At 69.8% G+C, this 24011-nt stretch carries 19 protein-coding genes; 16 read left to right on the forward strand and 3 right to left on the reverse strand.

Annotated elements, in window-relative coordinates:
• Positions 1 to 9: 9 nt before the first annotated feature.
• Genes OHT77_RS26145 through nuoN form a run of 13 tightly spaced genes read left to right on the forward strand, consistent with a single transcriptional unit; the run spans position 10 to position 15593 of the window.
• The gene (locus tag OHT77_RS26145) at positions 10 to 564 is read left to right on the forward strand and encodes a NuoB/complex I 20 kDa subunit family protein (RefSeq protein ID WP_007383964.1); all 555 of its coding nucleotides are present in this window, start codon (positions 10 to 12) and stop codon (positions 562 to 564) included.
• Entirely contained in the window at positions 561 to 1304 is a 744-nt protein-coding gene (locus OHT77_RS26150; protein WP_328830897.1) for an NADH-quinone oxidoreductase subunit C, read from the forward strand. Before OHT77_RS26145 ends, OHT77_RS26150 begins: the two co-directional genes overlap by 4 nt.
• Positions 1301 to 2638, forward strand: a complete 1338-nt coding sequence (locus OHT77_RS26155) for an NADH-quinone oxidoreductase subunit D (RefSeq protein ID WP_328830898.1) — start codon at positions 1301 to 1303, stop codon at positions 2636 to 2638. The genes OHT77_RS26150 and OHT77_RS26155 overlap by 4 nt, the downstream gene beginning before the upstream one ends.
• Positions 2635 to 3486 carry an NADH-quinone oxidoreductase subunit NuoE gene (gene nuoE, locus OHT77_RS26160; protein ID WP_266769542.1) on the forward strand — a complete coding sequence of 284 codons (852 nt, stop codon included), beginning with the start codon at positions 2635 to 2637 and terminating at the stop codon, positions 3484 to 3486. Before OHT77_RS26155 ends, nuoE begins: the two co-directional genes overlap by 4 nt.
• Complete coding sequence (nuoF, locus tag OHT77_RS26165) at positions 3486 to 4832, forward strand: NADH-quinone oxidoreductase subunit NuoF (RefSeq protein ID WP_384881347.1); 1347 nt, start codon at positions 3486 to 3488, stop codon at positions 4830 to 4832. The genes nuoE and nuoF overlap by 1 nt, the downstream gene beginning before the upstream one ends.
• Positions 4829 to 7333, forward strand: coding sequence for an NADH-quinone oxidoreductase subunit G (locus tag OHT77_RS26170; RefSeq protein ID WP_328830900.1), 2505 nt, complete (start codon positions 4829 to 4831; stop codon positions 7331 to 7333). The genes nuoF and OHT77_RS26170 overlap by 4 nt, the downstream gene beginning before the upstream one ends.
• Positions 7330 to 8700, forward strand: coding sequence for an NADH-quinone oxidoreductase subunit NuoH (nuoH, locus tag OHT77_RS26175; protein WP_328830901.1), 1371 nt, complete (start codon positions 7330 to 7332; stop codon positions 8698 to 8700). Before OHT77_RS26170 ends, nuoH begins: the two co-directional genes overlap by 4 nt.
• Complete coding sequence (gene nuoI, locus OHT77_RS26180) at positions 8693 to 9310, forward strand: NADH-quinone oxidoreductase subunit NuoI (protein ID WP_328830902.1); 618 nt, start codon at positions 8693 to 8695, stop codon at positions 9308 to 9310. Before nuoH ends, nuoI begins: the two co-directional genes overlap by 8 nt.
• Positions 9307 to 10155 carry an NADH-quinone oxidoreductase subunit J gene (locus OHT77_RS26185; RefSeq protein WP_328830903.1) on the forward strand — a complete coding sequence of 283 codons (849 nt, stop codon included), beginning with the start codon at positions 9307 to 9309 and terminating at the stop codon, positions 10153 to 10155. The genes nuoI and OHT77_RS26185 overlap by 4 nt, the downstream gene beginning before the upstream one ends.
• Positions 10152 to 10451: an NADH-quinone oxidoreductase subunit NuoK gene (nuoK, locus tag OHT77_RS26190; RefSeq protein ID WP_016437642.1), complete on the forward strand. Its 300-nt coding sequence runs from the start codon at positions 10152 to 10154 to the stop codon at positions 10449 to 10451. Before OHT77_RS26185 ends, nuoK begins: the two co-directional genes overlap by 4 nt.
• A 14-nt stretch (positions 10452 to 10465) precedes the next feature.
• Positions 10466 to 12361, forward strand: a complete 1896-nt coding sequence (gene nuoL / locus OHT77_RS26195; protein ID WP_328830904.1) for an NADH-quinone oxidoreductase subunit L — start codon at positions 10466 to 10468, stop codon at positions 12359 to 12361.
• Positions 12362 to 12366: 5 nt separating this feature from the next.
• Positions 12367 to 13938 (forward strand): NADH-quinone oxidoreductase subunit M, encoded by a 1572-nt coding sequence (locus OHT77_RS26200; protein ID WP_328830905.1) that lies wholly within the window; start codon positions 12367 to 12369, stop codon positions 13936 to 13938.
• On the forward strand, positions 13935 to 15593 hold the full coding sequence (gene nuoN, locus OHT77_RS26205) for an NADH-quinone oxidoreductase subunit NuoN (RefSeq protein WP_328830907.1): 1659 nt from the start codon (positions 13935 to 13937) through the stop codon (positions 15591 to 15593). Before OHT77_RS26200 ends, nuoN begins: the two co-directional genes overlap by 4 nt.
• A gap of 56 nt (positions 15594 to 15649) precedes the next feature.
• Here nuoN and OHT77_RS26210 read toward each other — a convergent pair whose 3' ends face one another.
• Positions 15650 to 16189: a hypothetical protein gene (locus tag OHT77_RS26210; RefSeq protein WP_328830908.1), complete on the reverse strand. Its 540-nt coding sequence runs from the start codon at positions 16187 to 16189 to the stop codon at positions 15650 to 15652.
• 300 nt (positions 16190 to 16489) lie between these two features.
• Here OHT77_RS26210 and recQ point away from each other — a divergent pair, with 300 nt between their 5' ends.
• Complete coding sequence (gene recQ, locus OHT77_RS26215) at positions 16490 to 18541, forward strand: DNA helicase RecQ (protein WP_328830909.1); 2052 nt, start codon at positions 16490 to 16492, stop codon at positions 18539 to 18541.
• A gap of 201 nt (positions 18542 to 18742) precedes the next feature.
• Here recQ and OHT77_RS26220 read toward each other — a convergent pair whose 3' ends face one another.
• Both OHT77_RS26220 and fahA read right to left on the reverse strand, forming a co-directional pair.
• Positions 18743 to 19681 (reverse strand): M56 family metallopeptidase, encoded by a 939-nt coding sequence (locus tag OHT77_RS26220; RefSeq protein WP_328830910.1) that lies wholly within the window; start codon positions 19679 to 19681, stop codon positions 18743 to 18745.
• A 281-nt stretch (positions 19682 to 19962) separates the two neighbouring features.
• Entirely contained in the window at positions 19963 to 21177 is a 1215-nt protein-coding gene (gene fahA, locus OHT77_RS26225) for a fumarylacetoacetase (protein WP_328830911.1), read from the reverse strand.
• A gap of 196 nt (positions 21178 to 21373) precedes the next feature.
• On the opposite strand from fahA, the gene OHT77_RS26230 reads away from it, so the two are divergent.
• A complete protein-coding gene (locus tag OHT77_RS26230; protein WP_328830912.1) occupies positions 21374 to 22636 on the forward strand; it encodes a carboxylate--amine ligase in 1263 nt (420 codons plus the stop codon).
• A gap of 161 nt (positions 22637 to 22797) precedes the next feature.
• A complete protein-coding gene (locus OHT77_RS26235) occupies positions 22798 to 24006 on the forward strand; it encodes an FAD-dependent oxidoreductase (RefSeq protein WP_328830913.1) in 1209 nt (402 codons plus the stop codon).
• The last annotated feature ends 5 nt before the right edge of the window (positions 24007 to 24011 follow it).

Here is a 24011-nt window from a genome sequence, read left to right on the forward strand (position 1 = left end):
CCTTAGACCATGGGACTCGAAGAAAAGCTGCCGAGCGGTTTCCTGCTGACGACCGTCGAGCAGGCCGCGGGCTGGGTGCGCAAGGCATCCGTCTTCCCGGCGACGTTCGGCCTCGCCTGCTGCGCCATCGAGATGATGACGACCGGCGCCGGACGCTACGACCTGGCGCGCTTCGGCATGGAGGTCTTCCGCGGATCTCCCCGCCAGGCGGACCTGATGATCGTCGCGGGCCGGGTCAGCCAGAAGATGGCGCCGGTGCTGCGGCAGGTCTACGACCAGATGCCGAACCCCAAGTGGGTCATCTCCATGGGCGTGTGCGCCTCGTCGGGCGGCATGTTCAACAACTACGCGATCGTGCAGGGCGTCGACCACATCGTCCCGGTCGACATCTACCTCCCGGGCTGCCCGCCACGGCCCGAGATGCTCATGGACGCGATCCTCAAGCTCCACCAGAAGATCCAGTCCTCCAAGCTCGGCGTGAACGCCGAGGAGGCGGCCCGTGAGGCGGAGGAGGCGGCGCTCAAGGCACTGCCCACCATCGAGATGAAGGGCCTGCTGCGGTGAGTGACGCGAACGGCACCAACGGAGTCAACCCGGAGAAGGACCTGGGTGCCTCCAACCTCCCCGGCCAGCGCGGCGACGGCGGTGAGGAGATCCGCGTCCAGCGCGGCATGTTCGGCGCCAACAACGGCGGCGACACCTCCGGCTACGGCGGCCTGGTCCGCTCGGTCCGCCTCCCGGGGGCCGCGAGCCGACCCTACGGCGGCTGGTTCGACGAGGTCGCCGACGAGCTGGAGGGCGCCCTGGAGGAACAGGGCCTGCTGCCCGGCAACGCGATCGAGAAGACGGTCGTCGACCGCGACGAGGTCACCTTCCACATCGAACGCGAGCACCTGGTGCGCGTCGCCCAGACCCTGCGCGACGACCCGGCCCTGCGCTTCGAGCTCTGCACCGGCGTCAGCGCGGTGCACTACCTGCACGACAAGGGCCGCGAGCTGCACGCCGTCTACCACCTGCGCTCGATCACCCACAACCGGCTGATCCGCCTCGAAGTCAGCGCCCCGGACAGCGATCCGCACATCCCGTCCCTGGTCACGGTCTATCCGACCAACGACTGGCACGAGCGCGAGACGTACGACTTCTTCGGGATCGTCTTCGACGGTCACCCGGCCCTGACGCGGATCATGATGCCGGACGACTGGCAGGGCCACCCGCAGCGCAAGGACTACCCCCTCGGCGGCATCGCCGTCGAGTACAAGGGCGCCCAGATCCCGGCTCCGGACCAGCGGAGGTCGTACTCGTGAGCACGCAGTCAGCATCCGCATCCGCCGCCTCGGCGCGCGAGACCACCGAGGGGACCGTATATACGGTCACCGGTGGCGACTGGGACGAGGTCGTCCAGTCCGCGGCCAAGGCCGACGACGAGCGCATCGTCGTCAACATGGGGCCCCAGCACCCCTCCACGCACGGAGTGCTCCGGCTCATCCTGGAGATCGACGGCGAGACGGTCACCGAGGCCCGCTGCGGCATCGGCTACCTCCACACCGGGATCGAGAAGAACCTCGAGTACCGCACGTGGACGCAGGGCACCACGTTCGTGACGCGCATGGACTACCTGACGTCCTTCTTCAACGAGACCGCCTACTGTCTCGCCGTCGAGAAACTCCTCGGCGTCGAGGAGCAGATCACCGAGCGGGCGAAGATCATCCGGGTGCTCCTGATGGAGCTGAACCGGATGTCCTCCCACCTGGTGTGCATCGCCACCGGCGGCATGGAGCTCGGCGCCACCACGATCATGATCTACGGATTCCGCGATCGTGAAATGATTCTCGACATCTACGAGCTCATCACGGGCCTGCGGATGAACCACGCGTACATCCGCCCCGGCGGACTCGCCCAGGACCTGCCGCCCGGCGCGGTGGACCAGGTCCGCGAGTTCGTCAAGAAGATGAAGAAGAACCTCCCCGAGTACGACAAGCTCGCCACCGGGAACCCCATCTTCAAGGCCCGTATGCAGGACGTCGGTTACCTCGACCTGGCCGGCTGCATGGCCCTCGGCGCCACCGGCCCGATCCTGCGCTCCACCGGCCTGCCGCACGACCTGCGCAAGGCGCAGCCGTACTGCGACTACGAGACGTACGACTTCGACATCCCGACCGCCGACACCTGCGACTCCTACGGCCGCTTCCTCATCCGCCTCGAGGAGATGCGCCAGTCGCTCCGGATCGTCGAGCAGTGCCTGGACCGGCTGCAGCCCGGCCCGGTCATGGTCGCCGACAAGAAGATCGCCTGGCCCGCCCAACTCGCGCTCGGGCCGGACGGGTTGGGCAACTCGCTCGACCACATCAAGCAGATCATGGGCACCTCCATGGAGGCCCTGATCCACCACTTCAAGCTGGTGACCGAAGGCTTCCGCGTGCCGCCGGGACAGGCGTACGCGGCGGTCGAGTCGCCCAAGGGCGAACTCGGGGTGCACGCCGTGTCCGACGGAGGCACCCGCCCCTACCGGGTCCACTTCAGGGACCCGTCCTTCACCAACCTTCAGGCCATGGCGGCGATGTGCGAGGGCGGCCAGGTCGCCGACGTCATCGTCGCCGTCGCGTCCATCGACCCCGTGATGGGAGGCGTCGACCGGTGACCACCAGTTCTTCGGAGCAGGGCGTCAGTCTGGGCATGCCCCAACTGCCCGCGCCCGCCTACCCGGACGACGTCCGGGCCCGGCTGGAGGCCGACGGGCGGGAGATCATCGCCCGCTACCCGGACTCCCGCTCGGCCCTCCTGCCGTTGCTGCATCTCGTGCAGGCGGAGGAGGGTCATGTCACGCGCACAGGACAGCAGTTCTGCGCGGACCTGCTGCAGCTGACGACGGCCGAGGTCGCCGCCGTGGCGACCTTCTACTCCATGTACCGGCGCCGGCCGAGCGGTGACTACCAGGTCGGGGTCTGCACCAACACCCTGTGCGCGGTGATGGGCGGCGACGCGATCTTCGAATCGCTCCAGGAGCACCTGGGCGTCGGCAACGGTGAGACCACCGACGACGGCAAGGTCACCCTGGAGCACATCGAGTGCAACGCGGCCTGCGACTTCGCGCCGGTCGTGATGGTCAACTGGGAGTTCTTCGACAACCAGACCCCCGCCAGCGCCCGGCGTCTCGTCGACGACCTGCGCGCGGGCGCTCCGGTGGAGCCCACGCGCGGGGCGCCGATGTGCACCTTCAAGGAGACCGCGCGGATTCTCGCCGGCTTCCCCGACGAGCGGCCAGGGGCCGTCGAGGCGAGCGGCGGTGCGGGACCCGCGTCACTGGTGGGCCTCCGCCTGGCCAGGGGAGAGACCGCACCCGCGCGCGTGGTCCATCCGCGGGGCTCGGGTGCTCCGCAGGACGAGTCGCCGACGACCGAGCACCTCAGTTCGCACGATGCGCCGCAGGACACGTCGGCCTCCGACCCCGCCCACCCGGCGGGGCCTGTCGCCGAGGAGGGGGAGTGATGACCTTGGCACCCGAACTGAAAGACCACAGCCCCGAGAAGCTGCTCGCACCCGTGCTGTCGGCCTTCTGGGACGAGGACGAGTCCTGGACTCTGGACACGTACCGGAGGCACGAGGGATACGAGGGGCTCCGCAAGGCGCTCGCGATGTCGCCGGACGACCTCATCGCGTATGTGAAGGACTCCGGTCTGCGCGGTCGCGGTGGCGCCGGCTTCCCCACCGGAATGAAATGGCAATTCATTCCCCAAGGGGATGGAAAACCGCACTATCTAGTTGTCAACGCCGACGAGTCGGAGCCCGGGACGTGCAAGGACATCCCGCTCCTGTTCGCCAACCCGCATAGCCTCATCGAGGGCATTGTCATCGCGTGTTACGCCATCAGGTCGTCTCATGCCTTCATCTATCTGCGTGGTGAAGTCGTCCCCGTATTGCGGCGGTTGCACGAGGCCGTGCGCGAGGCCTACGCGGCCGGCTTCCTCGGCGAGAACATCCTGGGCAGCGGACTCGATCTCCAGCTCACCGTGCACGCGGGTGCGGGCGCGTACATCTGTGGCGAGGAGACCGCGCTGCTCGACTCGCTCGAAGGCCGCCGTGGTCAACCGCGGCTCCGTCCCCCTTTCCCTGCGGTCGCGGGCCTCTATGCATGCCCGACTGTGGTGAATAACGTCGAGTCGATCGCGTCAGTTCCCGCCATTCTGCAAAAAGGCAAGGAATGGTTCAGGTCGATGGGCAGCGAGAAGTCTCCGGGCTTCACGCTCTACTCGCTCAGCGGCCATGTCACCACTCCCGGTCAGTACGAGGCGCCGCTCGGCATCACCCTCCGCCAGCTGCTCGACATGAGCGGCGGGATGCGGGCCGGACACCGCCTCAAGTTCTGGACGCCGGGCGGGTCTTCCACGCCGATGTTCACCGACGAGCACCTCGACGTCCCTCTTGACTACGAAGGAGTCGGTGCCGCGGGTTCCATGCTCGGCACCAAGGCTCTGCAATGTTTCGACGAGACGACCTGCGTGGTGCGTGCCGTCACCCGCTGGACCGAGTTCTACGCCCACGAGTCCTGCGGCAAGTGCACACCGTGCCGTGAAGGGACGTACTGGCTCGTGCAGTTGCTGCGCGACATCGAGGCCGGCAAGGGCGTCATGTCCGACCTCGACAAGCTGAACGACATCGCCGACAACATCAACGGCAAGTCCTTCTGCGCCCTCGGCGACGGCGCCGCCTCGCCGATCTTCTCCTCGCTCAAGTACTTCCGCGAGGAGTACGAGCAGCACATCACGGGCCGGGGCTGTCCCTTCGACCCGGCCAAGTCCACGGCCTGGGCCGACCGCACGGAGGTGAACGCATGACGGTGACCACGAACGCCCCCTCCGGAGGGGGCGAAGCGGCGGTCCCGCCCGAGGATCTCGTCTCGCTGACGATCGACGGCGCCGAGATCAGCGTGCCCAAGGGCACCCTGGTCATCCGCGCCGCCGAGCAACTCGGCATCGAGGTCCCCCGGTTCTGCGACCATCCCCTCCTCGACCCGGTCGGCGCCTGCCGCCAGTGCATCGTCGAGGTCGAGGGCCAGCGCAAGCCGATGGCGTCCTGCACGATCACGTGCACGGACGGCATGGTCGTCAAGACCCAGCTCACCTCGCCGGTCGCGGAGAAGTCGCAGCACGGTGTGATGGAGCTGCTGCTCATCAACCACCCGCTGGACTGCCCGGTCTGCGACAAGGGCGGCGAGTGCCCCCTGCAGAACCAGGCGATGTCCCACGGCAACGCCGAGTCCCGCTTCGAGGGCCGGAAGCGGACCTACGAGAAGCCGGTCCCGATCTCCACCCAGGTACTCCTGGACCGCGAGCGGTGCGTGCTGTGCGCGCGCTGCACCCGCTTCTCGAGCCAGATCGCGGGCGACCCGATGATCGAGATGGTCGAGCGGGGCGCGCTCCAGCAGATCGGCACCGGTGAGGGCGACCCCTTCGAGTCGTACTTCTCCGGGAACACCATCCAGATCTGCCCGGTGGGCGCGCTGACCTCGGCGGCGTACCGATTCCGCTCGCGTCCCTTCGACCTGGTCTCCACGCCGTCGGTGTGCGAGCACTGTGCCGGGGGCTGCGCGACCCGCACCGACCACCGGCGCGGCAAGGTCATGCGGCGCCTGGCCGCCGTGGACCCCGAGGTCAACGAGGAGTGGGTCTGCGACAAGGGGCGTTTCGCCTTCCGGTACGCGCAGCAGCGCGACCGGCTGCAGACGCCCCTCGTGCGGAACGCGGACGGGGTCCTGGAGCCCGCGTCCTGGCCGGAGGCCCTGGAGGCCGCCGCCCAGGGGCTGTCGGCCGCGCGGGGCCGCACCGGTGTGCTGACCGGCGGGCGCCTCACCATCGAGGACGCCTACGCGTACAGCAAGTTCGCGCGCGTGGCGCTCGACACCAACGACATCGACTTCCGCGCGCGTGTGCACAGCAGCGAGGAGGCCGACTTCCTGGCCGCCCGGGTCGCGGGCCGCGGCCGGGATCTCGACGGCAACGGCGTCACGTACACCTCCCTGGAGAAGGCGCCCGCCGTCCTGCTGGTCGGGTTCGAGTCCGAGGAGGAGGCGCCCGGCGTCTTCCTGCGGCTGCGCAAGGCCGCGCGGAAGCACGGGCAGCGGGTGTTCTCGCTCGCGACCCACGCCACGCGGGGTCTGGAGAAGGCGGGCGGCACGCTGCTGCCGGCCGCTCCGGGCACCGAGACCGAGTGGCTGGACGCGCTCGCGAGCGGCGTCGGCCTTGAGAATGACGGCGCGAGTGCTTCGGAGGCGCTGCGCTCCGAGGGCGCGGTGATCGTCGTCGGCGAGCGGCTTGCCGCCGTCGCCGGGGGACTGACCGCCGCCGTACGGGCCGCGTTCGCGACCGGGTCCCAGCTGGTGTGGATTCCGCGCCGGGCCGGGGAACGCGGGGCGATCGAGGCGGGTGCGCTGCCGTCGCTGCTGCCGGGCGGCCGTCCGGCCACCGACCCACGCGCGCGTGAGGAGGTCGCCGTCGCCTGGGGCGTCGCCGAACTCCCGCACCGCTACGGCCGCGATGCCGGTCAGATCGTCGAGGCCGCCGCCGGCGGTGAACTGCGGGCGCTGGTCGTCGCCGGTGTGGAGGCGGGCGATCTGCCCGACCCGGCACGCACGCGTGCGGCCCTGCACGAAGTGGGCTTCCTGGTGTCGCTCGAACTGCGGCCCAGTGAGGTCACCGAACACGCCGACGTGGTGTTCCCGGTCGCGGCGGTCGCCGAGAAGGCGGGCACCTTCCTCAACTGGGAGGGCCGGGTCCGCTTCTTCGACGCGGCGCTCAAGCCCGACCAGATGACCCGCACCCTCGCCCCCACCGACGCCCGCGTCCTGCAGATGCTGGCCGACGCCATGGACGTACACCTGGGGCTGCCCGATCTGCGCACCGCGCGCGCGGAGTTGGACCGGCTCGGTGCCTGGGACGGGCCGCGGGCCAGCGATCCGCTGGAGACCGCGGGCGTGCTGCCCCGGCCGGCCGCCGGGGAGGCCGTGCTCGCCGGGCACCGGCTGCTGCTCGACCAGGGCGCGCTCCAGGAGGGCGACGACGCGCTCGCCGGCACCCGGCACGCCGCCCACGCGCGCGTGTCGGCCGCCACGGCCGCCGAGGCGGGCGTCAAGGACGGCGACGCGCTGGCCGTGACCGGCGGCGCCGGAACCGTCGAACTCCCGCTGCGGATCACCGAGATGCCCGACCGGGTGGTCTGGCTCCCGCTGAACTCCGTCGGCGGGGGCGTCGCCTCCGACACCGGGGCGCTGCCCGGCGCACTCGTCCGCATCGGCCCGGCCACGCCCGCCGCCGAAGCCCCCAAGGAGGTGGAGGCATGAGCCCGTACCCGTACCTCGCTGCCGAAGACCTCTCGATGTTCGGCCGCGACCCCTGGTGGCTGGTCGTCGTCAAGGCGGTGTTCTGCTTCGCCTTCCTGATGATCACCGTGCTGTTCTCGATCGTCTGGGAACGCAAGGTCGTCGCCTGGATGCAGCTGCGCATCGGCCCCAACCGCCACGGCCCCTGGGGCATGCTCCAGTCGCTCGCCGACGGCGTGAAGCTGATGCTCAAGGAAGACCTGATCGTCAAGCGCGCGGACAAGCTGATCTACATCATCGCGCCGGTCATCGCGGCCATCCCGGCCTTCATGGCGATCGCGGTGATCCCCTTCGGGCCCGCCGACAACGAGGTGTCGATCTTCGGCCACCGCACCACGATGCAGCTCACCGACCTGCCGATCGCGATGCTCTACATCCTCGCGGTCGCCTCGGTCGGCATCTACGGCATCGTCCTCGCCGGCTGGAGCTCCGGCTCCACGTACCCGCTGCTCGGCGGGCTGCGGTCCTGCGCGCAGATGATCTCCTACGAGATCGCGATGGGCGCCGCGTTCGCCTCGGTGTTCCTCTACTCCGGGTCGATGTCGACGTCGACGATCGTTGAACAACAGCACGACCGCTGGTACATCATCCTGCTGCCGGTCTCCTTCATCATCTACATCATCACGATGGTCGGGGAGACCAACCGCGCCCCCTTCGACATGCCGGAGTCCGAGGGCGACCTGGTCGGCGGCTTCAACACCGAGTACTCGTCCATCAAGTTCGCGCTCTTCATGCTCGCCGAGTACGTGAACATGGTGACGGTCTCCGCGGTGTCGACCACGCTCTTCCTGGGCGGCTGGCGGGCCCCGTGGCCGATCAGCTCCTTCTGGGAGGGCGCGAACCACGGCTGGTGGCCGATGCTCTGGTTCGTCATCAAGGTCCAGCTGCTGCTGTTCTTCTTCATCTGGCTCCGCGGCACCCTCCCGCGCGTGCGCTACGACCAGTTGATGAAGCTCGGCTGGAAGGTCCTCATCCCGGTCTCCGTGGTCTGGCTGATGCTCGTCGCGACCGTACGGACCCTGAAGAACGAGAACTACGACTTCGCCGACATCGCCCTCTACGTCGGCGGCGGTGTGCTCGTCCTGCTGTTGCTGTCCTTCATCGCGGACATGTTCCGCCAGAAGGCCAAGGACGACGCGCAACTGGCCGAGGAACCCGCCGGGTTCGACGCGATGGCGGGCGGATTCCCCGTACCGCCGCTGCCGGGACAGGAGTTGCCTCCGGTGCCGCGGCGCCCCTCGCGCCGCGAGCGGGAGTTGATTGTCAGTGGTGGGCCGGACACTGGCAGTGACGGATCCCTGGATGGAAAGGAGGCGTCCGATGGCTGAGGAGCCAAAGGAGACCGGGCAGACGAAGCCTGGCTTCCAGAACCCCGTGGCCGGCTTCGGCGTGACCTTCAAGGCCATGTTCAAGAAGCGGCTGACCGAGCAGTACCCGGAGCAGGAGAAGACCACCGCCCCCCGGTTCCACGGACGGCACCAGCTCAACCGCCATCCGGACGGCCTGGAGAAGTGCGTCGGCTGCGAGCTGTGCGCCTGGGCCTGCCCCGCCGACGCCATCTATGTGGAGGGCGCCGACAACACCGACGAGGAGCGCTACTCGCCGGGCGAGCGGTACGGCCGCGTCTACCAGATCAACTACGCCCGCTGCATCCTGTGTGGCCTGTGCATCGAGGCGTGCCCCACGCGCGCGCTGACGATGACCAACGAGTTCGAGCTGGCGGACAGCAGCCGCGCCAACCTCATCTACACCAAGGAACAGCTGCTGGCCGGCCTCGAAGAGACCATGGTCGACAGCCCGCACGCCATCTACCCGGGGATGGACGAACAGGACTACTACCGGGGCCTGGTGACGGAGGCCGCCCCCGGCACGGTGCCCCAGGTCGCCGTCTCCAAGGGCGAGAAGCCCAAGGAAAAGGAAGAGGAGGTGGAGGCATGAGCACGCAGCTCGCAGCCGCCGCCTACTCCACCTCCACCGGAGAGGCCTTCCAGTTCTGGGTCCTCGGCACGGTCGCGGTGATCGGCGCCCTGTCCACCGTCCTCATGCGGAGGGCCGTGCACAGCGCGCTCTCCCTCGCCGGGACCATGATCATCCTGGCGGTCTTCTACCTCGCCAACGGCGCCTACTTCCTGGGCATCGTGCAGATCGTCGTCTACACCGGCGCGATCATGATGCTGTTCCTCTTCGTGGTGATGCTGGTCGGCGTCACGGCCGCCGACTCCCTCACGGAGACCATCAAGGGCCAGCGCTGGCTGGCCCTTCTCTGTGGGCTCGGCTTCGGCATCCTGCTCTTCGCGGGCATCGGCAACGCCTCGCTCACCCAGTTCGGCGGCCTGAGCACGGCCAACGCCAACGGCAACGTGGAGGGCCTGGCCGCCCTCATCTTCACGAAGTACGTGTTCGCCTTCGAGATCACCGGCGCCCTGCTGATCACGGCCGCCGTCGGCGCCATGGTGCTCACGCACCGCGAGCGCACCGAGCGGCCCAAGACCCAGCGCGAGCTGTCCGAGCAGCGCGTCCGCGAGGGCAAGCACGTCCCGCCGCTCCCCGCCCCGGGCGTCTACGCCCGGCACAACGCGGTGGACATCGCGGGCCTGCTGCCCGACGGCACCCCGTCCGAGCTCACGGTCAGCAAGACGCTCCGTGACCGCGGCCAGATCCGTGACGTGTCCAGCGAGGCGCTCGACGATCTGCGGGCCCTGGAGCAGCGCGCCGAGGAGCGCCTGGAGCGCACCGAGATCGAGCCGGCGAACCTCAAGCGGACCGAGGAGGCGTCGAAGTGAACCCCGTCAACTACCTCTATCTCTCCGCCCTGTTGTTCACGATCGGCGCCACCGGAGTGCTGATCAGGCGGAACGCGATCGTCGTGTTCATGTGCATCGAGCTGATGCTCAACGCCTGCAACCTCGCGTTCGTCACCTTCTCCCGGATGCACGGCAATCTCGACGGTCAGGTCATCGCCTTCTTCACGATGGTCGTCGCCGCCGCGGAGGTCGTGGTCGGGCTCGCGATCATCGTGTCGCTGTTCCGTTCCCGCCACTCGGCCTCGGTCGACGACGCCAGCCTGATGAAGCTCTGAGGGGTCGCTGAATCGTGGAGAACCTGATTGCGCTGCTGGTAGCGGCGCCTCTGCTCGGAGCGGCCGTACTGCTGTGCGGCGGCCGACGGCTCGACGCCGTCGGCCACTGGATCGGCACGATCCTCGCGGCCGCCTCCTTCGTGATCGGTGTCGTCCTCTTCACCGACCTGCTGGGGAAGAGCGCCGAGCACCGGACGCTCATGCAGCACCTGTGGACCTGGGTCCCCGTCGAGGGCTTCCAGGCGGACGTCGCCTTCCGCCTCGACCAGCTGTCGATGACCTTCGTCCTGCTGATCACCGGCGTCGGCTCGCTGATCCACCTGTACTCGATCGGGTACATGGAGCACGACGAGCGCAAGCGCCGCTTCTTCGGCTATCTGAACCTGTTCCTCGCGGCGATGCTGATCCTCGTCCTCGCCGACAACTACCTGCTGCTGTACGTCGGTTGGGAAGGCGTCGGTCTCGCCTCCTACCTGCTGATCGGCTTCTGGCAGCACAAGCCCAGCGCGGCCACCGCCGCGAAGAAGGCCTTCCTGGTCAACCGGGTCGGCGACATGGGCCTGTCGATCGCCATCATGCTGATGTTCACCACGTTCGGGACGTTCGCCTTCGGGCCGGTCCTCAGCCACGTCGGTGACGCCTCCGAGGGCAAGCTCACGGGCATCGCCCTGATGCTGCTCCTCGCGGCCTGCGGCAAGTCCGCCCAGGTCCCGCTGCAGTCCTGGCTCGGCGACGCGATGGAGGGCCCGACCCCGGTCTCGGCCCTCATCCACGCGGCGACCATGGTGACCGCCGGCGTGTACCTGATCGTCCGCTCCGGAGCGATCTTCAACGGCGCGCCGGACGCACAGCTGGTGGTCACCGTCGTAGGCGCCGTCACGCTCCTGTTCGGTGCGATCGTCGGTTGCGCGAAGGACGACATCAAGAAGGCCCTCGCCGGCTCGACCATGTCGCAGATCGGCTACATGGTGCTCGCCGCGGGACTCGGCCCCATCGGCTACGTCTTCGCGATCATGCACCTGGTGACGCACGGCTTCTTCAAGGCCGGGCTCTTCCTCGGCGCCGGTTCCGTGATGCACGGGATGAACGACGAGGTCGACATGCGCAAGTACGGCGGCCTCCGCTCGTACATGCCGATCACGTTCGTCACCTTCGGCCTCGGCTACCTCGCCATCATCGGCTTCCCGGGCCTGTCCGGCTTCTTCTCCAAGGACAAGATCATCGAGGCGGCCTTCGCCAAGGGCGGCACCGAGGGCTGGATCCTCGGCGGCGCGGCCCTGCTGGGCGCGGCCATCACGGCGTACTACATGACGCGCGTGATGCTGATGACCTTCTTCGGGGAGAAGCGCTGGCAGCCCGACGAGAACGGCAACGAGCCGCACCCGCACGAGTCCCCGAAGACCATGACCATCCCCATGATGGTCCTGGCGATCGGCTCGGTCGGCGCGGGCGCCTTCTTCGGGATCGGGAACCGCTTCCTGCACTGGCTGGAGCCCATCACCGGCCACGAGGAGGGCAACTCCCCGGTCAGCGCCCTGACGGTCACCCTGGCCACCATGGTGGTCCTGATCGTCGGCGTCGCGATCGCCTGGGCGCAGTACGGCCGCAAGCCGGTCCCTGCCGTCGCCCCGCGCGGCTCGCTGCTCACCCGGGCCGCCCGCCGCGACCTCCTCCAGGACGACTTCAACCACGTCGTCCTGGTGCGCGGCGGCGAGCACCTCACCCGCTCCCTGGTCTACGTCGACCACACCCTGGTCGACGGCGTCGTCAACGGCACGGCGGCCTCCATGGGCGGCCTCTCCGGAAGGCTGCGCAAGCTGCAGAACGGCTATGCGCGGTCGTACGCGGTCTCGATGTTCGGCGGTGCGGCCATCCTCGTCGCCGCGACCCTGCTGATGAGGGCGGTCTGATACCGATGTCCTTTCCCCTCCTGACAGCGACGGCGGCGCTTCCGGCCCTCGGGGCGGTGGCCACGGCCGCCGTCCCGGCCGCCCGGCGCACCGCCGCGAAATGGCTGGCGCTGCTGGTCTCGCTGGCGACGCTCGCGCTGGCCGTCACGGTCCTGGTGCGCTTCGACCCGGGCGGCGCCCGCTACCAACTCACCGAGTCCCACGCCTGGATCGCCGCCTTCGGGGTCCGCTACGAACTGGGTGTGGACGGCATCGCGGTCGCGCTCCTCGCGCTCACCGCCCTGCTGATCCCGTTCGTGATCCTGGCCGGCTGGCACGACGCCGACCCCCTGGAGACCGGCAACAAGCGCTGGCGGCCCACCCAGGGCTTCTTCGCCCTCATCCTTGCGGTGGAGGCGATGGTGATCATCTCCTTCGAGGCCACCGACGTCTTCCTCTTCTACATCTTCTTCGAAGCCATGCTGATCCCGATGTACTTCCTCATCGGCGGCTTCGGGGACCGGGCCCACGAGCACGGCGACGAGGCGGCGGCCACCCAACGGTCGTACGCGGCCGTCAAGTTCCTGCTCTACAACCTGGTCGGCGGCCTCATCATGCTGGCGGCGGTGATCGGTCTCTACGTGGTGGCCGGAAACTTCTCGCTCGCGGAGATCGCGCAGGCGCGGGCCAACGGCTCGCTGCACATGGCGACCAACACCGAACGCTGGCTGTTCCTGGGCTTCTTCTTCGCCTTCGCGGTGAAGGCGCCCCTGTGGCCGCTGCACACCTGGCTGCCGAACGCGATGGGCGAGGCCACGGCCCCGGTCGCCGTACTGATCACGGCGGTCGTCGACAAGGTCGGCACCTTCGCGATGCTCCGCTTCTGCCTCCAGCTGTTCCCGGAGGCCAGCAAGTGGGCCACGCCCGTGATCCTCGTCCTCGCCGTGATCAGCATCATCTACGGCGCACTGCTCGCGGTCGGGCAGCGGGACATCAAGCGGCTGGTGGCGTACGCGTCGATCTCGCACTTCGGGTTCATCATCCTGGGCATCTTCGCGATGACCAGCCAGGGGCAGTCCGGCGCGACGCTCTACATGGTCAACCACGGCATCTCCACGGCCGCGTTGATGCTCGTCGCCGGCTTCCTGATCTCGCGGCGCGGCTCGCGTCTGATCGCCGACTACGGAGGGGTGCAGAAAGTCGCCCCGGTGCTCGCCGGCACCTTCCTGATCGGTGGTCTGGCCACACTGTCGCTGCCCGGACTCGCGCCCTTCGTGAGCGAGTTCCTGGTCCTGGTCGGCACGTTCTCGCGCTACCCCGCGATCGGGATCATCGCCACCCTCGGCATCGTCCTCGCCGCGCTGTACACCCTGGTCCTCTACCAGCGGACGATGACCGGCCCGGTCAAGCCCGAGGTCGCCTCGATGCCGGACCTGCGCCCGCGTGAACTACTGGTGGTCGCCCCGCTGATCGTGCTGCTGATCTTCCTGGGCGTCTACCCGAAGCCCGTCACGGACATCGTGAACCCGTCGGTCAAGCAGACCCTGTCCGACGTACACAAGAAGGATCCCAAGCCCTCGGTGGAGGCGGCCAAGTGAGCGCAACAGCCGTCCACAGCCTGTGGACAACGGCGGCAACCGCGGCCGACCCGATCTCGAAGATCGACGCGCCGAAGATCGAGTACGGGCAATTGTCGCCCACCTTGATCATCCTCGGCGCGGCCCTCATCGGGGTGCTGGTCGAAGCGTTCGTCCCGCGCAAGTCCCGTTACTACACCCAGGTGTTCGTGTCCGCCGTAGCGCTGTGTGCCGCCTTCGCGGCGGTCGTGGCGCTCGCGGCGGACGGGTACGGCACCACCAAGGCGCACATCGCGGCCATGGGCGCGATCGCCGTCGACGGGCCCTCCCTGTTCCTCCAGGGCGTGATCCTGCTCTCCGGACTGGTCGGCCTGTTCACCTTCGCCGAGCGCAGGCTCGACCCGGAGGCGCACGGCAGCCGGGTCGACTCGTTCGCCGCGCAGGCCGCGTCCGTACCGGGCAGCGACAGCGAGAAGGCCGCCGTCAAGGCCGGGTTCACCACCACGGAGGTGTTCCCGCTCCTGCTCTTCGCGGTCGCCGGAATGCTCGTCTTCCCGTCGGCCAACGACCTGTTGACCCTGTTCGTCGCCCTGGAAGTGTTCTCGCTCCCGCTCTACCTCCTGTGCGCCCTGGCCCGCCGCAAGCGGCTCCTGTCGCAGGAGGCCGCGGTCAAGTACTTCCTCCTGGGCGCCTTCGCCTCCGCGTTCACCCTGTTCGGCATCGCGCTGCTCTACGGCTACGCGGGCTCGATGTCGTACTCCACGATCTCCCAGGTCGTCGACGGCTCCATCACCAACATCAACCCCGCCCTCGCGGACACCATGGGCAACGACGCGCTGCTGCTCATCGGCGGCGCGATGATCGTCATGGGGCTGCTGTTCAAGGTCGGCGCGGTGCCGTTCCACATGTGGACGCCCGACGTCTACCAGGGCGCGCCCACCCCGGTCACCGGCTTCATGGCCGCCGCCACCAAGGTGGCCGCCTTCGGAGCACTGCTCCGGCTGCTCTACGTCGTGCTGCCGGGCCTGCGCTGGGACTGGCGGCCCGTCATGTGGGGCGTGGCGATCATCACGATGCTGGGCGGCGCGATCGTCGCGATCACCCAGACCGACATCAAGCGGCTCCTGGCGTACTCGTCGATCGCCCACGCGGGCTTCATCCTCGCGGGTGTCATCGCGACCACCCGGGACGGCGTCTCGTCCGTGCTGTTCTACCTGGGTGCCTACTCGTTCGTGACGATCGGCGCCTTCGCGGTCGTCACGCTCGTCCGGGACGCGGGCGGCGAGGCGACGCACCTGTCGAAGTGGGCGGGGCTCGGACGCAGGTCACCGCTGGTCGCGGCCGTGTTCGCGGTGTTCCTGCTGTCCTTCGCGGGCATTCCGCTGACGGCGGGCTTCGCCGGGAAGTTCGCCGTGTTCAAGGCGGCGGCGTCCGGTGGCGCGGCCCCGCTGGTCGTGGTCGGTGTGCTGTCGTCGGCCATCGCGGCGTTCTTCTACATCCGCGTGATCGTGCTCATGTTCTTCAGCGAGCCGCGGCCGGACGGTCCCACCGTCGCGGTCCCGTCCCCGCTGACCATGGCGACGATCGGGGTGGCCGTGGCGGCCACGCTCGTCCTCGGTGTGGCCCCGCAGTACTTCCTGGACCTGGCCAACCAGGCCGGCGTGTTCGTGCGCTGAGCACAGACCGAAGGCCCCGGTTCCCTTCGTGGGAGCCGGGGCCTTCGCGTGTGCGGTCAGACCGCCGGGCAGACGACCTCGGGGTTCCACGCGGCGAACAGGCCCGCCGAGTTGGGCTTGTAGAGCCAGGCGTGCAGGGTGAAGTAGCCGGGGAGCTGATCCTTCTGGAAGGTCTGCCCGAACAGCGTCGGCGCGGTCTGCCCCGAGTCCTTCACGACCCACTCCACCGCGACCAGCTTGCGCGCGCCGCCGCTGGACGTGCCCGTGTATTCGTTGGTGAACCCGTCCGCGTAGACGAGGGCCGCGGGCTTCTGCGGGTCGACCGAGCCGATGTTCGCCGGGTTGACGTAGTGGTAGCCCATGCCGCCCGAGGTCGGGTCGGCGACGCAGGTGTCGGTGCGCGCGTAGCCGCCGGCCGCCGCGAACCCCTCGTACCCGTACTTGGAGGTGGCCTGGGTCGTCTTGCTCAGCTGGGTCCACACCGACGGGTCGGGGTAGGACGCGGCGTGGGCCGGGGCGGCGGTCAGCGCGAAGGCCGCGGCGGTCGCCATCGCGGCGGCGGCCTTGACGGCACCCTGCAGGGACCGAGGGGACATGGTGGGGGCTCCTTGGCTTCGGGAGGCGTCCGCACGCACGGCGCGCCGTCCGTTCTGGGCGTGGCGGGCCTCCGCGGTCCCGCCCCAGCAGCTTGTTCCGGCCGGATCTGTCGCGCCATGTGACGGGAGCCATTCGACTGACCACAGCCGGTCACCGCCGCCGGACCGTACCCACCACCGCCGCCGGGTCGCCCGCGCCACCGTCACCAGCCTGTGGATAACTCCGACGGTGTCAGCGCGGAGCCCTATCGTGGACGCAGTGGTCGAGGGACGACGTACGGGGGACGAGCGATGCACGGGATGGGCGGGACGGTTGTGACGACCGAAGTACGGACGCCGGCGACACACGGCGAGAGCGAGGCACTGGCCACACTCCACCGCGTCTTCGGCTACGACAGCTTCCGGGGCGAGCAGGAAGCGGTCATCGAGCATGTGGTGGCGGGCGGTGACGCCGTCGTCCTCATGCCGACCGGCGGCGGCAAGTCGCTCTGCTACCAGATCCCGTCCCTGGTCAGACCTGGTACGGGAGTGGTCGTCTCCCCGCTGATCGCGCTGATGCAGGACCAGGTGGACGCGCTGCGGGCGCTCGGCGTGCGCGCCGGGTTCATGAACTCGACGCAGGACTTCGACGAGCGGCGTGTGGTCGAGGCGGAGTTCCTCGCGGGCGAGCTGGACCTGATCTACCTCGCGCCGGAGCGGCTGCGGCTCGACAACACGCTGGACCTGCTCTCGCGCGGCAAGATCTCGGTGTTCGCGATCGACGAGGCGCACTGTGTGTCGTCCTGGGGTCACGACTTCCGCCCGGACTACCTCTCCCTCTCGGTACTCGGCGAGCGGTGGCCGGACGTCCCGCGGATCGCGCTCACGGCGACGGCCACGGACGCGACGCACAAGGAGATCACCCAGCGGCTGAACATGCCGAGCGCCCGGCACTTCGTGGCGAGCTTCGACCGGCCCAACATCCAGTACCGGATCGTGCCGAAGGCCGACCCCAAGAAGCAGTTGCTGAGCTTCCTGCGCGAGGAGCACGCGGGCGACGCGGGCATCGTGTACTGCCTCTCGCGCAAGTCCGTCGACACCACCGCCGAGTTCCTGTCGCGCAACGGCATCGAGGCGGTGCCGTACCACGCGGGCCTGGACTCGGGCACCCGCGCGGCGCACCAGTCGCGGTTCCTGCGCGAGGAGGGCCTGGTCGTCGTCGCGACCATCGCTTTCGGCATGGGCATCGACAAGCCGGACGTACGGTTCGTCGCCCACCTCGACCTGCCCAAGTCGGTGGAGGGCTACTACCAGGAGACGGGCCGTGCCGGGCGTGACGGGCTGCCCTCCACCGCGTGGATGGCGTACGGCCTGAACGACGTCATACAGCAGCGCAAGATGATCCAGTCCAGCGAGGGCGACGAGGCGTTCCGCCGTCGGGCCGCCGCCCACCTGGAGGCCATGCTCGCGCTCTGCGAGACCGCGCAGTGCCGGCGTGGCCAACTCCTTGCCTACTTCGGGCAGGACCCGGACGCGGCGGGCTGCGGAAACTGCGACACCTGCCTGATCCCGCCGGAGACATGGGACGGCACGGTCGCCGCGCAGAAGGTGCTGTCGACGGTGGTGCGGCTCCAGCGGGAGCGGGGCCAGAAGTTCGGCGCCGTGCAGATCGTCGACATCCTCATGGGGCGCCGCACGGCCAAGGTGATCCAGTTCGACCACGACCAGCTGTCCGTGTTCGGCATCGGCGAGGATCTCGCCGAGGGTGAATGGCGGGGTGTCGTGCGGCAGTTGCTGGCGCAGGGGCTGCTCGCGGTCGAGGGGGAGTACGGCACGCTGGTCCTCACCGAGGCGAGCGGGACAGTGCTGCGGCGGGAGCGGGAAGTGCCGCTACGCAAGGAGCCGAAGAAGCCGGCGGGTTCCTCGCGCTCGGGGTCGTCCTCGGGCCGCGGCGAGCGCAAGGCCAAGGCGGCGGCGGTGGAGTTGCCGGAGTCCTTGCAGCCGGCCTTCGAGGCGCTGCGTGCGTGGCGTGCGGAACAGGCTCGTGAACAGGGAGTTCCGGCGTACGTCATCTTCCACGACGCGACGTTGCGGGAGATCACGACGGTATGGCCGACCTCGGTGGGACAGCTCGGCGAGATCAGCGGCGTGGGCGAGAAGAAGCTGGCGACGTACGGGGAGGGCGTGATCGGGGTGCTGGCGGCGCTGGGGGAGGCGCCGGAGGGGGCGACACCGACTGGGGCTGGAGCCGGGGCCGCGGTGCCGGTGCAGGCGGCGGCGTCCGCAACTGGGCGCGCGGCGAGGGATGTCGACCCCGGGGCGGACTACTGGCCGGAGATGGATGCGGAGCCGGAGCCGGAGGACTGGATGTAGGGGGGCTGGGAGCAGGGGCCGGGGCTGGAGTGCGGAGACCGGCAACGGGGTGAAAGGGCCGGGACTGGAGTGCGGGGGCCGGGCTGGGCGTCGGTGCAGGGGCAGTGGGCCCAGGGTGTGAGTTCGGGGTGTCCGGCCCAGGGCCCTCACCCGGCGCCCTCGACCCGGCGCTCTGGACCCGGCGCCCTAGACCCCCCGCTCTCACCCCAGTGCCGTAAGCCCAGGGGCGAACACGATCAGCAGGGGCAGCAAGGGGACCAGTGTCGCGACCGTGGTGGTCAGGGCGCGGTGGCGGCGGCCCAGGCGGGGGCGGGGGTCCAGGAGGCGGTCGACGCGTTCGCCGAGGAGGCGGTGGCTGGAGGCGCAGGAGAGGACGCCTCGGTGGTTGTTCAGTTCGATGAGGGCCAGTGCCGTCGTCAGGTGGCCGCACCGGCGCGAGGCGGTGTCGTCCGCGGCCAGTTCGACCAGCCGGTGGGTCTGGTCGCAGAAGTGGGCGAACAGCGGGACATGCGGAAAGCCGGAGGCCAGCGCGGTCGAGAGGTGGAGCAGCCAGTCGTGGTGGGCCCGGGCGTGACCGCGCTCGTGGGTGAGGACCGCGTCCAGCTGGTGGCCGGTGAGGCGGTGCAACGCGCCTGTGGTGACGACCAGTTGGGGCGGGTGGCCGGGCATCCACCAGGCGTCTGGGTACTCGTCCTCCAGCACCAGCAGGGGTCCGCGCGCCGCGGGCAGCCCGGCCGGGAGGTCGGGGGCGCGTTCCCGCAGATGCGCCCGGGCCTGGCCGCGCCGGCGTCGCGCCTCGGCGAGTTCGCGGGCCAGCATCGCCGTCGTCCAGGCGGCCCCGCAGGCCAGTGACAGCGTGAGGGCGACGGCCCAGGCCGGGGCGGCGGAGAGGTCGTAGGCCGCGGTCACGGCGGGCGGGGCCGGGGCGAAGACATGGTCGCGGACCGTGTGGAAGACGGCGGCCGCGCCCAGGACCAGGGCGGCGAGACAGCACAGCAGGACCGTTGCGACCAGGCACTGCCACACCCACAGGCCGACCACGGGTTCCCGCTCGGGCCACGCGGCCCGGGTCAGCGCACGCGGAGCCGGCACGGCGGCCGAGAGGGCGACGACGCTCAGCAGGAGCAGGCAGACAGTCATGCCACGGGCTCCGGATCCTGGTCAGCGGAAGGAACGGAAGGTGCGGGGTGCGCGGGATGCGCGGAAAGAACGGGAGGTGCGGATGGAACGGAAGGCGCGGGTGCGGCTGTACCCGGGGGCGGGCACACGGCAATTGCGTCGCCCGCCGTCAGTATGACTGCACGGGCGACCGGCGTCAGGTGTACAGCAACCACCGACCGCGCCCGGCCGTGCGACCACCGGACGCCCTCGCCCGCGGTCACCGGCCGCACCCAGCCCCCGCTAACGCCACCCCCGCCACCTCACCCCCGACCCACCACCCGCCCGGTGACCTCGCCCAACCCCACCCGTGTTCCGTCCGCGCCCGGGGCCCAGGCCGACAGGGTCACCTCGTCGCCGTCTTCCAGGAACGTCCGCTTGCCGTCCGGGAGTTCGAGGGGGTCGCTGCCGTTCCAGGTGAGTTCCAGCAGGGAGCCGCGCTCGCGTTCGAGCGGGCCGCTGACCGTGCCGGAGCCGTAGAGGTCGCCGGTGCGGAGGGACGCGCCGTTGGCCGTCATCTGGGCGAGCTGCTGGGCGGCCGTCCAGTACATGGTGGAGAACGGCGGCTCGGACACCGTGTGGCCGTTGATCGCGACGGTGATGCGGAGGTCGTAGCCGCCGGGTTCCTCGGCCGAGTCGTCCAGGTAGGGGAGGAGTTCGTGGGTGCGCTCGGGCGGGGCGACCCGGGAGTCCTCCAGCGCGTCCAGCGGGGTGATCCACGCCGACACCGACGTGGCGAAGGACTTGCCGAGGAACGGGCCGAGAGGGACGTACTCCCAGGCCTGGATGTCGCGTGCCGACCAGTCGTTGAGGAGGCACAGGCCGAACACGTGCTCGCGGAAGTCGGCGAGCGGCACCGGTGTGCCCATGGTCGACGGCGCGCCCACCACGAAGCCGACCTCGGCCTCGATGTCCAGGCGGACGGACGGGCCGAAGACGGGCGCGGGGTCGGCGGGGGACTTGCGCTGTCCGGACGGACGGACGACATCCGTGCCCGAGACGACGACCGTGCCGGCACGGCCGTGGTAACCGATCGGCAGGTGCTTCCAGTTGGGGGTCAGCGTGTCGGGGGCGTCGGGGCGGAAGATGCGGCCGACGTTCCGGGCGTGGTTCTCGGAGGCGTAGAAGTCGACGTAGTCCGCGACCTCGAAGGGGAGGTGCAGGGTCACCGACGAGAGGGGGTGGAGATAGGGGGTGATCGTCTCCTGGTGGGACGGGACCGTCACCCACGCCGTCAGCGCGCGCCGCACGTCCGACCAGGCCGTGTGGCCCGCGGCGAGCAGCGGACCCAGGGTCGGGTGCGCGAGGAGGGAGACGTACGGCGAGCCGAGGGCCTCCGCCGCCGCGCCCGCGTCGAGGACGTGGTCGCCGAGCCGGACGCCGACGGTCCGCTCGTCCGAACCGACGGGCGAGAAGACGCCGTAGGGAAGGTTGTGCGGGCCGAAGGGGTCGCCCTCGGGAAGATCGAAGGGGGGCATGGGTGCTGCCTCACTCTCGTACGTACTCGCATGTGGCCGCGCCACACGTTACGGGTGAGTTGCGCCCACCGGCAGTGTCTAAAGAGTTCGCAATGTCCGGATAGGTCTTGTCGGAGGGGGCAATTCCGGCTTAGCGTCCTTTGGGGGACACGGACGGGGTGGGTCCGGTCCGTAGGGGGGACACGTGGGGGGACCCGTGGCCAAGCGCTTCAGCGGCGTGCCTTTCGAGGCGGACCGCGAAGTGCCGGGCCTCATCGTCAAGTTCGGCGACTATCCGCTGCATCACGGCGGGGTGGGCGCGATCCGGAGTCTGGGGCGGCTCGGCGTGCCGATGTATGCGATCACGGAGGACCGTTACACACCGGCGGCCGCGTCCCGCTATCTGGAGCGCGCGTTCGTCTGGCCGACGACCGGCACGGAGGAGCCCGCGCGACTGGTGGAGGGACTGCTGCGCATCGGGCGCCGCATCGGCCGGCCCACCGTCCTCATCCCGACGGACGAGGAGGCCGCGGTCCTGATCGCCGAGCACCAGGACGTGCTCGGCTCCCGCTTCCTCTTCCCGCGTGTGGAACCGAAGTTGCCGCGACACCTCGCGAGCAAACAGGGCCTGCACGAACTCTGTGCCGAACACGGCATCCCGAGTCCCACGGCCGCCTTCCCGCAGTCGTACGACGACATCGTCGACTTCGCGGAGAAGGCCCGCTTCCCGGTCGTGGCCAAGAACAGGGAGGCGTTCGTACGACGCTCCCGGCCGGCCGTGAACGGGACGACGCGGATCGCCACCCGCGAGGGGCTGTTGACGCTCGCCCGGGACTGGGGCGAGCAGCCCGGGGTGATCCTCCAGGAGTACCTGCCGAGAGAGGAGGCCGAGGACTGGATCGTGCACGCCTACTTCGACCAGGACTCCACGCCGCTCGCGATGTTCACCGGCGTCAAGGTGCGCTCCTGGCCGCCGCACGCGGGGATGACGGCGAACGCGTACGTGGTCGACAATCCGGAACTCGCGGACATCGCCGCACGTTTCATCAAACAGATCGGCTTCACCGGCGTCATCGACCTCGACCTGCGCTTCGACCGGCGCGACGGCCGGTACAAACTGCTCGACTTCAACCCCCGCATGGGCGCCCAGTTCCGGCTCTTCGAGAACGAGTCGGGGGTGGACGTCGTCCGCGCCATGCACCTCGACCTGACCGGCCGCCCCGTCCCCGAGGGCGAACAGCGCGCCGGCCACCGGTACATCGTGGAGAACATCGACCTGCCCGCGCTCCTCGCCTACCGCCGCAGCGGCTATACGACGCCGCACGCGCCGGCGCGGGCGAGCGGGACGGAGCTGGCCTGGTTCGCGGGTGACGACCTGCGGCCGTTCTTCACGATGCTGGCCCGCTTCGTGCGGCCGGGCGCGCGGCATCTGTACCAGCTGTGGCGCACCAACCGGCGCGGCAGCGGCACCAAGCTGTAGTTCAGGCAGTCGGACTCCAGCGGCAGTTCAGGCAGTGACTCCAGCAGCAGTGACTCCAGCTGCGGGCACCGGCTCCAGCGGCACCGGCGGTTCCAGCGGGTGCGGCTCAGGCGAGCGGCTCCAGCGCGAAGTGACGAATTGACGTCCTGGGGAGGGACTTCGTGATTCAACCGGTAGCAGTCATCGGCGCCGGCCCGTTCGGCCTGTCCACCGCCGCCCATCTGCGGGCGCGCGGTATTCCGGTCCGTGTCTTCGGCGAGCCCATGGTCAGCTGGCGCGACCACATGCCCGCCGGCATGCTCCTGAAGTCGACCCCGGTCGCCTCCAACCTCGACGCCCCGCAGCCCGGCCACAACCTCGTCGACTACTGCGACGCGGCCGGCATCCCGCGCCTGGTCACCGACGAGGACATCATCCCGGTGGAGACCTTCATCGGCTACGGCGAGTGGTTCCAGCAGAAGCTGGTGCCCGAGCTGGAGCGGGTACGGGTCGTCTCCGTCGACCGGAAGAAGGGCGGCGGCTTCGAACTCAAGCTGGACTCGGGGGAGTTGTTCACGGCACGGGCGGTCGTGGTCGCGACCGGCCTCTCCGGCCTCGCCCACCTCCCGCCGGAGCTGGCGGCCGCCGCGATCGACGGACCCGCACCCACCGCCCCCGTCTCGCACAGTTCCCAGCACCACGACCTGAGCGGCTTCAAGGGCAAGGAGCTGATCGTCGTCGGCGCCGGTCAATCCGCCCTGGAGACAGCGGTGTTGGCGGCCGAGGCGGGTGCGCAGGTCCGGATCGTCTCGCGCGGACACGGCCGGGTGGCGTTCGGCGCCCCGCCGTGGGACCAGCCCAGGCTGCGCCCCGAGTCGCCCTTCGGCCGCGCCTGGTCGCTCTGGGCCCTGAGCTACTACCCCCACCCGTACCGCTACCTCCCCACGCAGACCCGGCACTACCTGGTCCGCCGGGTGCTCGGCCCGCTCGGCGCGTGGTGGCTGCGCGAGCGGTTCGAGGGGAAGGTGCAGGTCAGCGAGGTCGATCGGATCGTACGGGCGGAGGCCGGCCCGGCGAACTCCGGCCCGACGCTCACCGTCGCGACCCCGGGCGGCGGCACCGAGCAACTCACCGCCGACCACGTCATCGCCGCGACGGGCTACCGCGTCGACATCGCGGCGATGGACTTCCTGGGCCACGAACTCCGCACCCAGCTCGCGGTGAGCCGCGGCACCCCGAAACTCGGCGCCGGCTACGTCTCGTCCGTCCCGGGTGTCTACTTCACCGGCCTCCCGTCCGCGTCGTCGTTCGGACCGGTGATGCGGTTCGTGTGCGGCACGGAGTTCGCGTCACCGCGGCTGGTGAAGCATCTGGCGGCGGCGCACGGGTAGCTGAC

The sequence above is a fragment of the Streptomyces sp. NBC_00252 genome, from assembly GCF_036187565.1.
GTDB lineage: Bacteria > Actinomycetota > Actinomycetes > Streptomycetales > Streptomycetaceae > Streptomyces.

Bases quoted from the DNA above. Each gene is read 5' to 3' on its own strand.
- OHT77_RS26145 (WP_007383964.1), top strand. From the start codon at position 10: ATGGGACTCGAAGAAAAGCTGCCGAGCGGTTTCCTGCTGACGACCGTC.
- nuoF (WP_384881347.1), top strand. From the start codon at position 3,486: ATGACCTTGGCACCCGAACTGAAAGACCACAGCCCCGAGAAGCTGCTC.
- OHT77_RS26170 (WP_328830900.1), top strand. From the start codon at position 4,829: ATGACGGTGACCACGAACGCCCCCTCCGGAGGGGGCGAAGCGGCGGTC.
- nuoH (WP_328830901.1), top strand. From the start codon at position 7,330: ATGAGCCCGTACCCGTACCTCGCTGCCGAAGACCTCTCGATGTTCGGC.
- nuoI (WP_328830902.1), top strand. From the start codon at position 8,693: ATGGCTGAGGAGCCAAAGGAGACCGGGCAGACGAAGCCTGGCTTCCAG.
- OHT77_RS26185 (WP_328830903.1), top strand. From the start codon at position 9,307: ATGAGCACGCAGCTCGCAGCCGCCGCCTACTCCACCTCCACCGGAGAG.
- OHT77_RS26200 (WP_328830905.1), top strand. From the start codon at position 12,367: ATGTCCTTTCCCCTCCTGACAGCGACGGCGGCGCTTCCGGCCCTCGGG.
- OHT77_RS26210 (WP_328830908.1), bottom strand. From the start codon at position 16,189: ATGTCCCCTCGGTCCCTGCAGGGTGCCGTCAAGGCCGCCGCCGCGATG.
- recQ (WP_328830909.1), top strand. From the start codon at position 16,490: ATGGGCGGGACGGTTGTGACGACCGAAGTACGGACGCCGGCGACACAC.
- OHT77_RS26220 (WP_328830910.1), bottom strand. From the start codon at position 19,681: ATGACTGTCTGCCTGCTCCTGCTGAGCGTCGTCGCCCTCTCGGCCGCC.
- fahA (WP_328830911.1), bottom strand. From the start codon at position 21,177: ATGCCCCCCTTCGATCTTCCCGAGGGCGACCCCTTCGGCCCGCACAAC.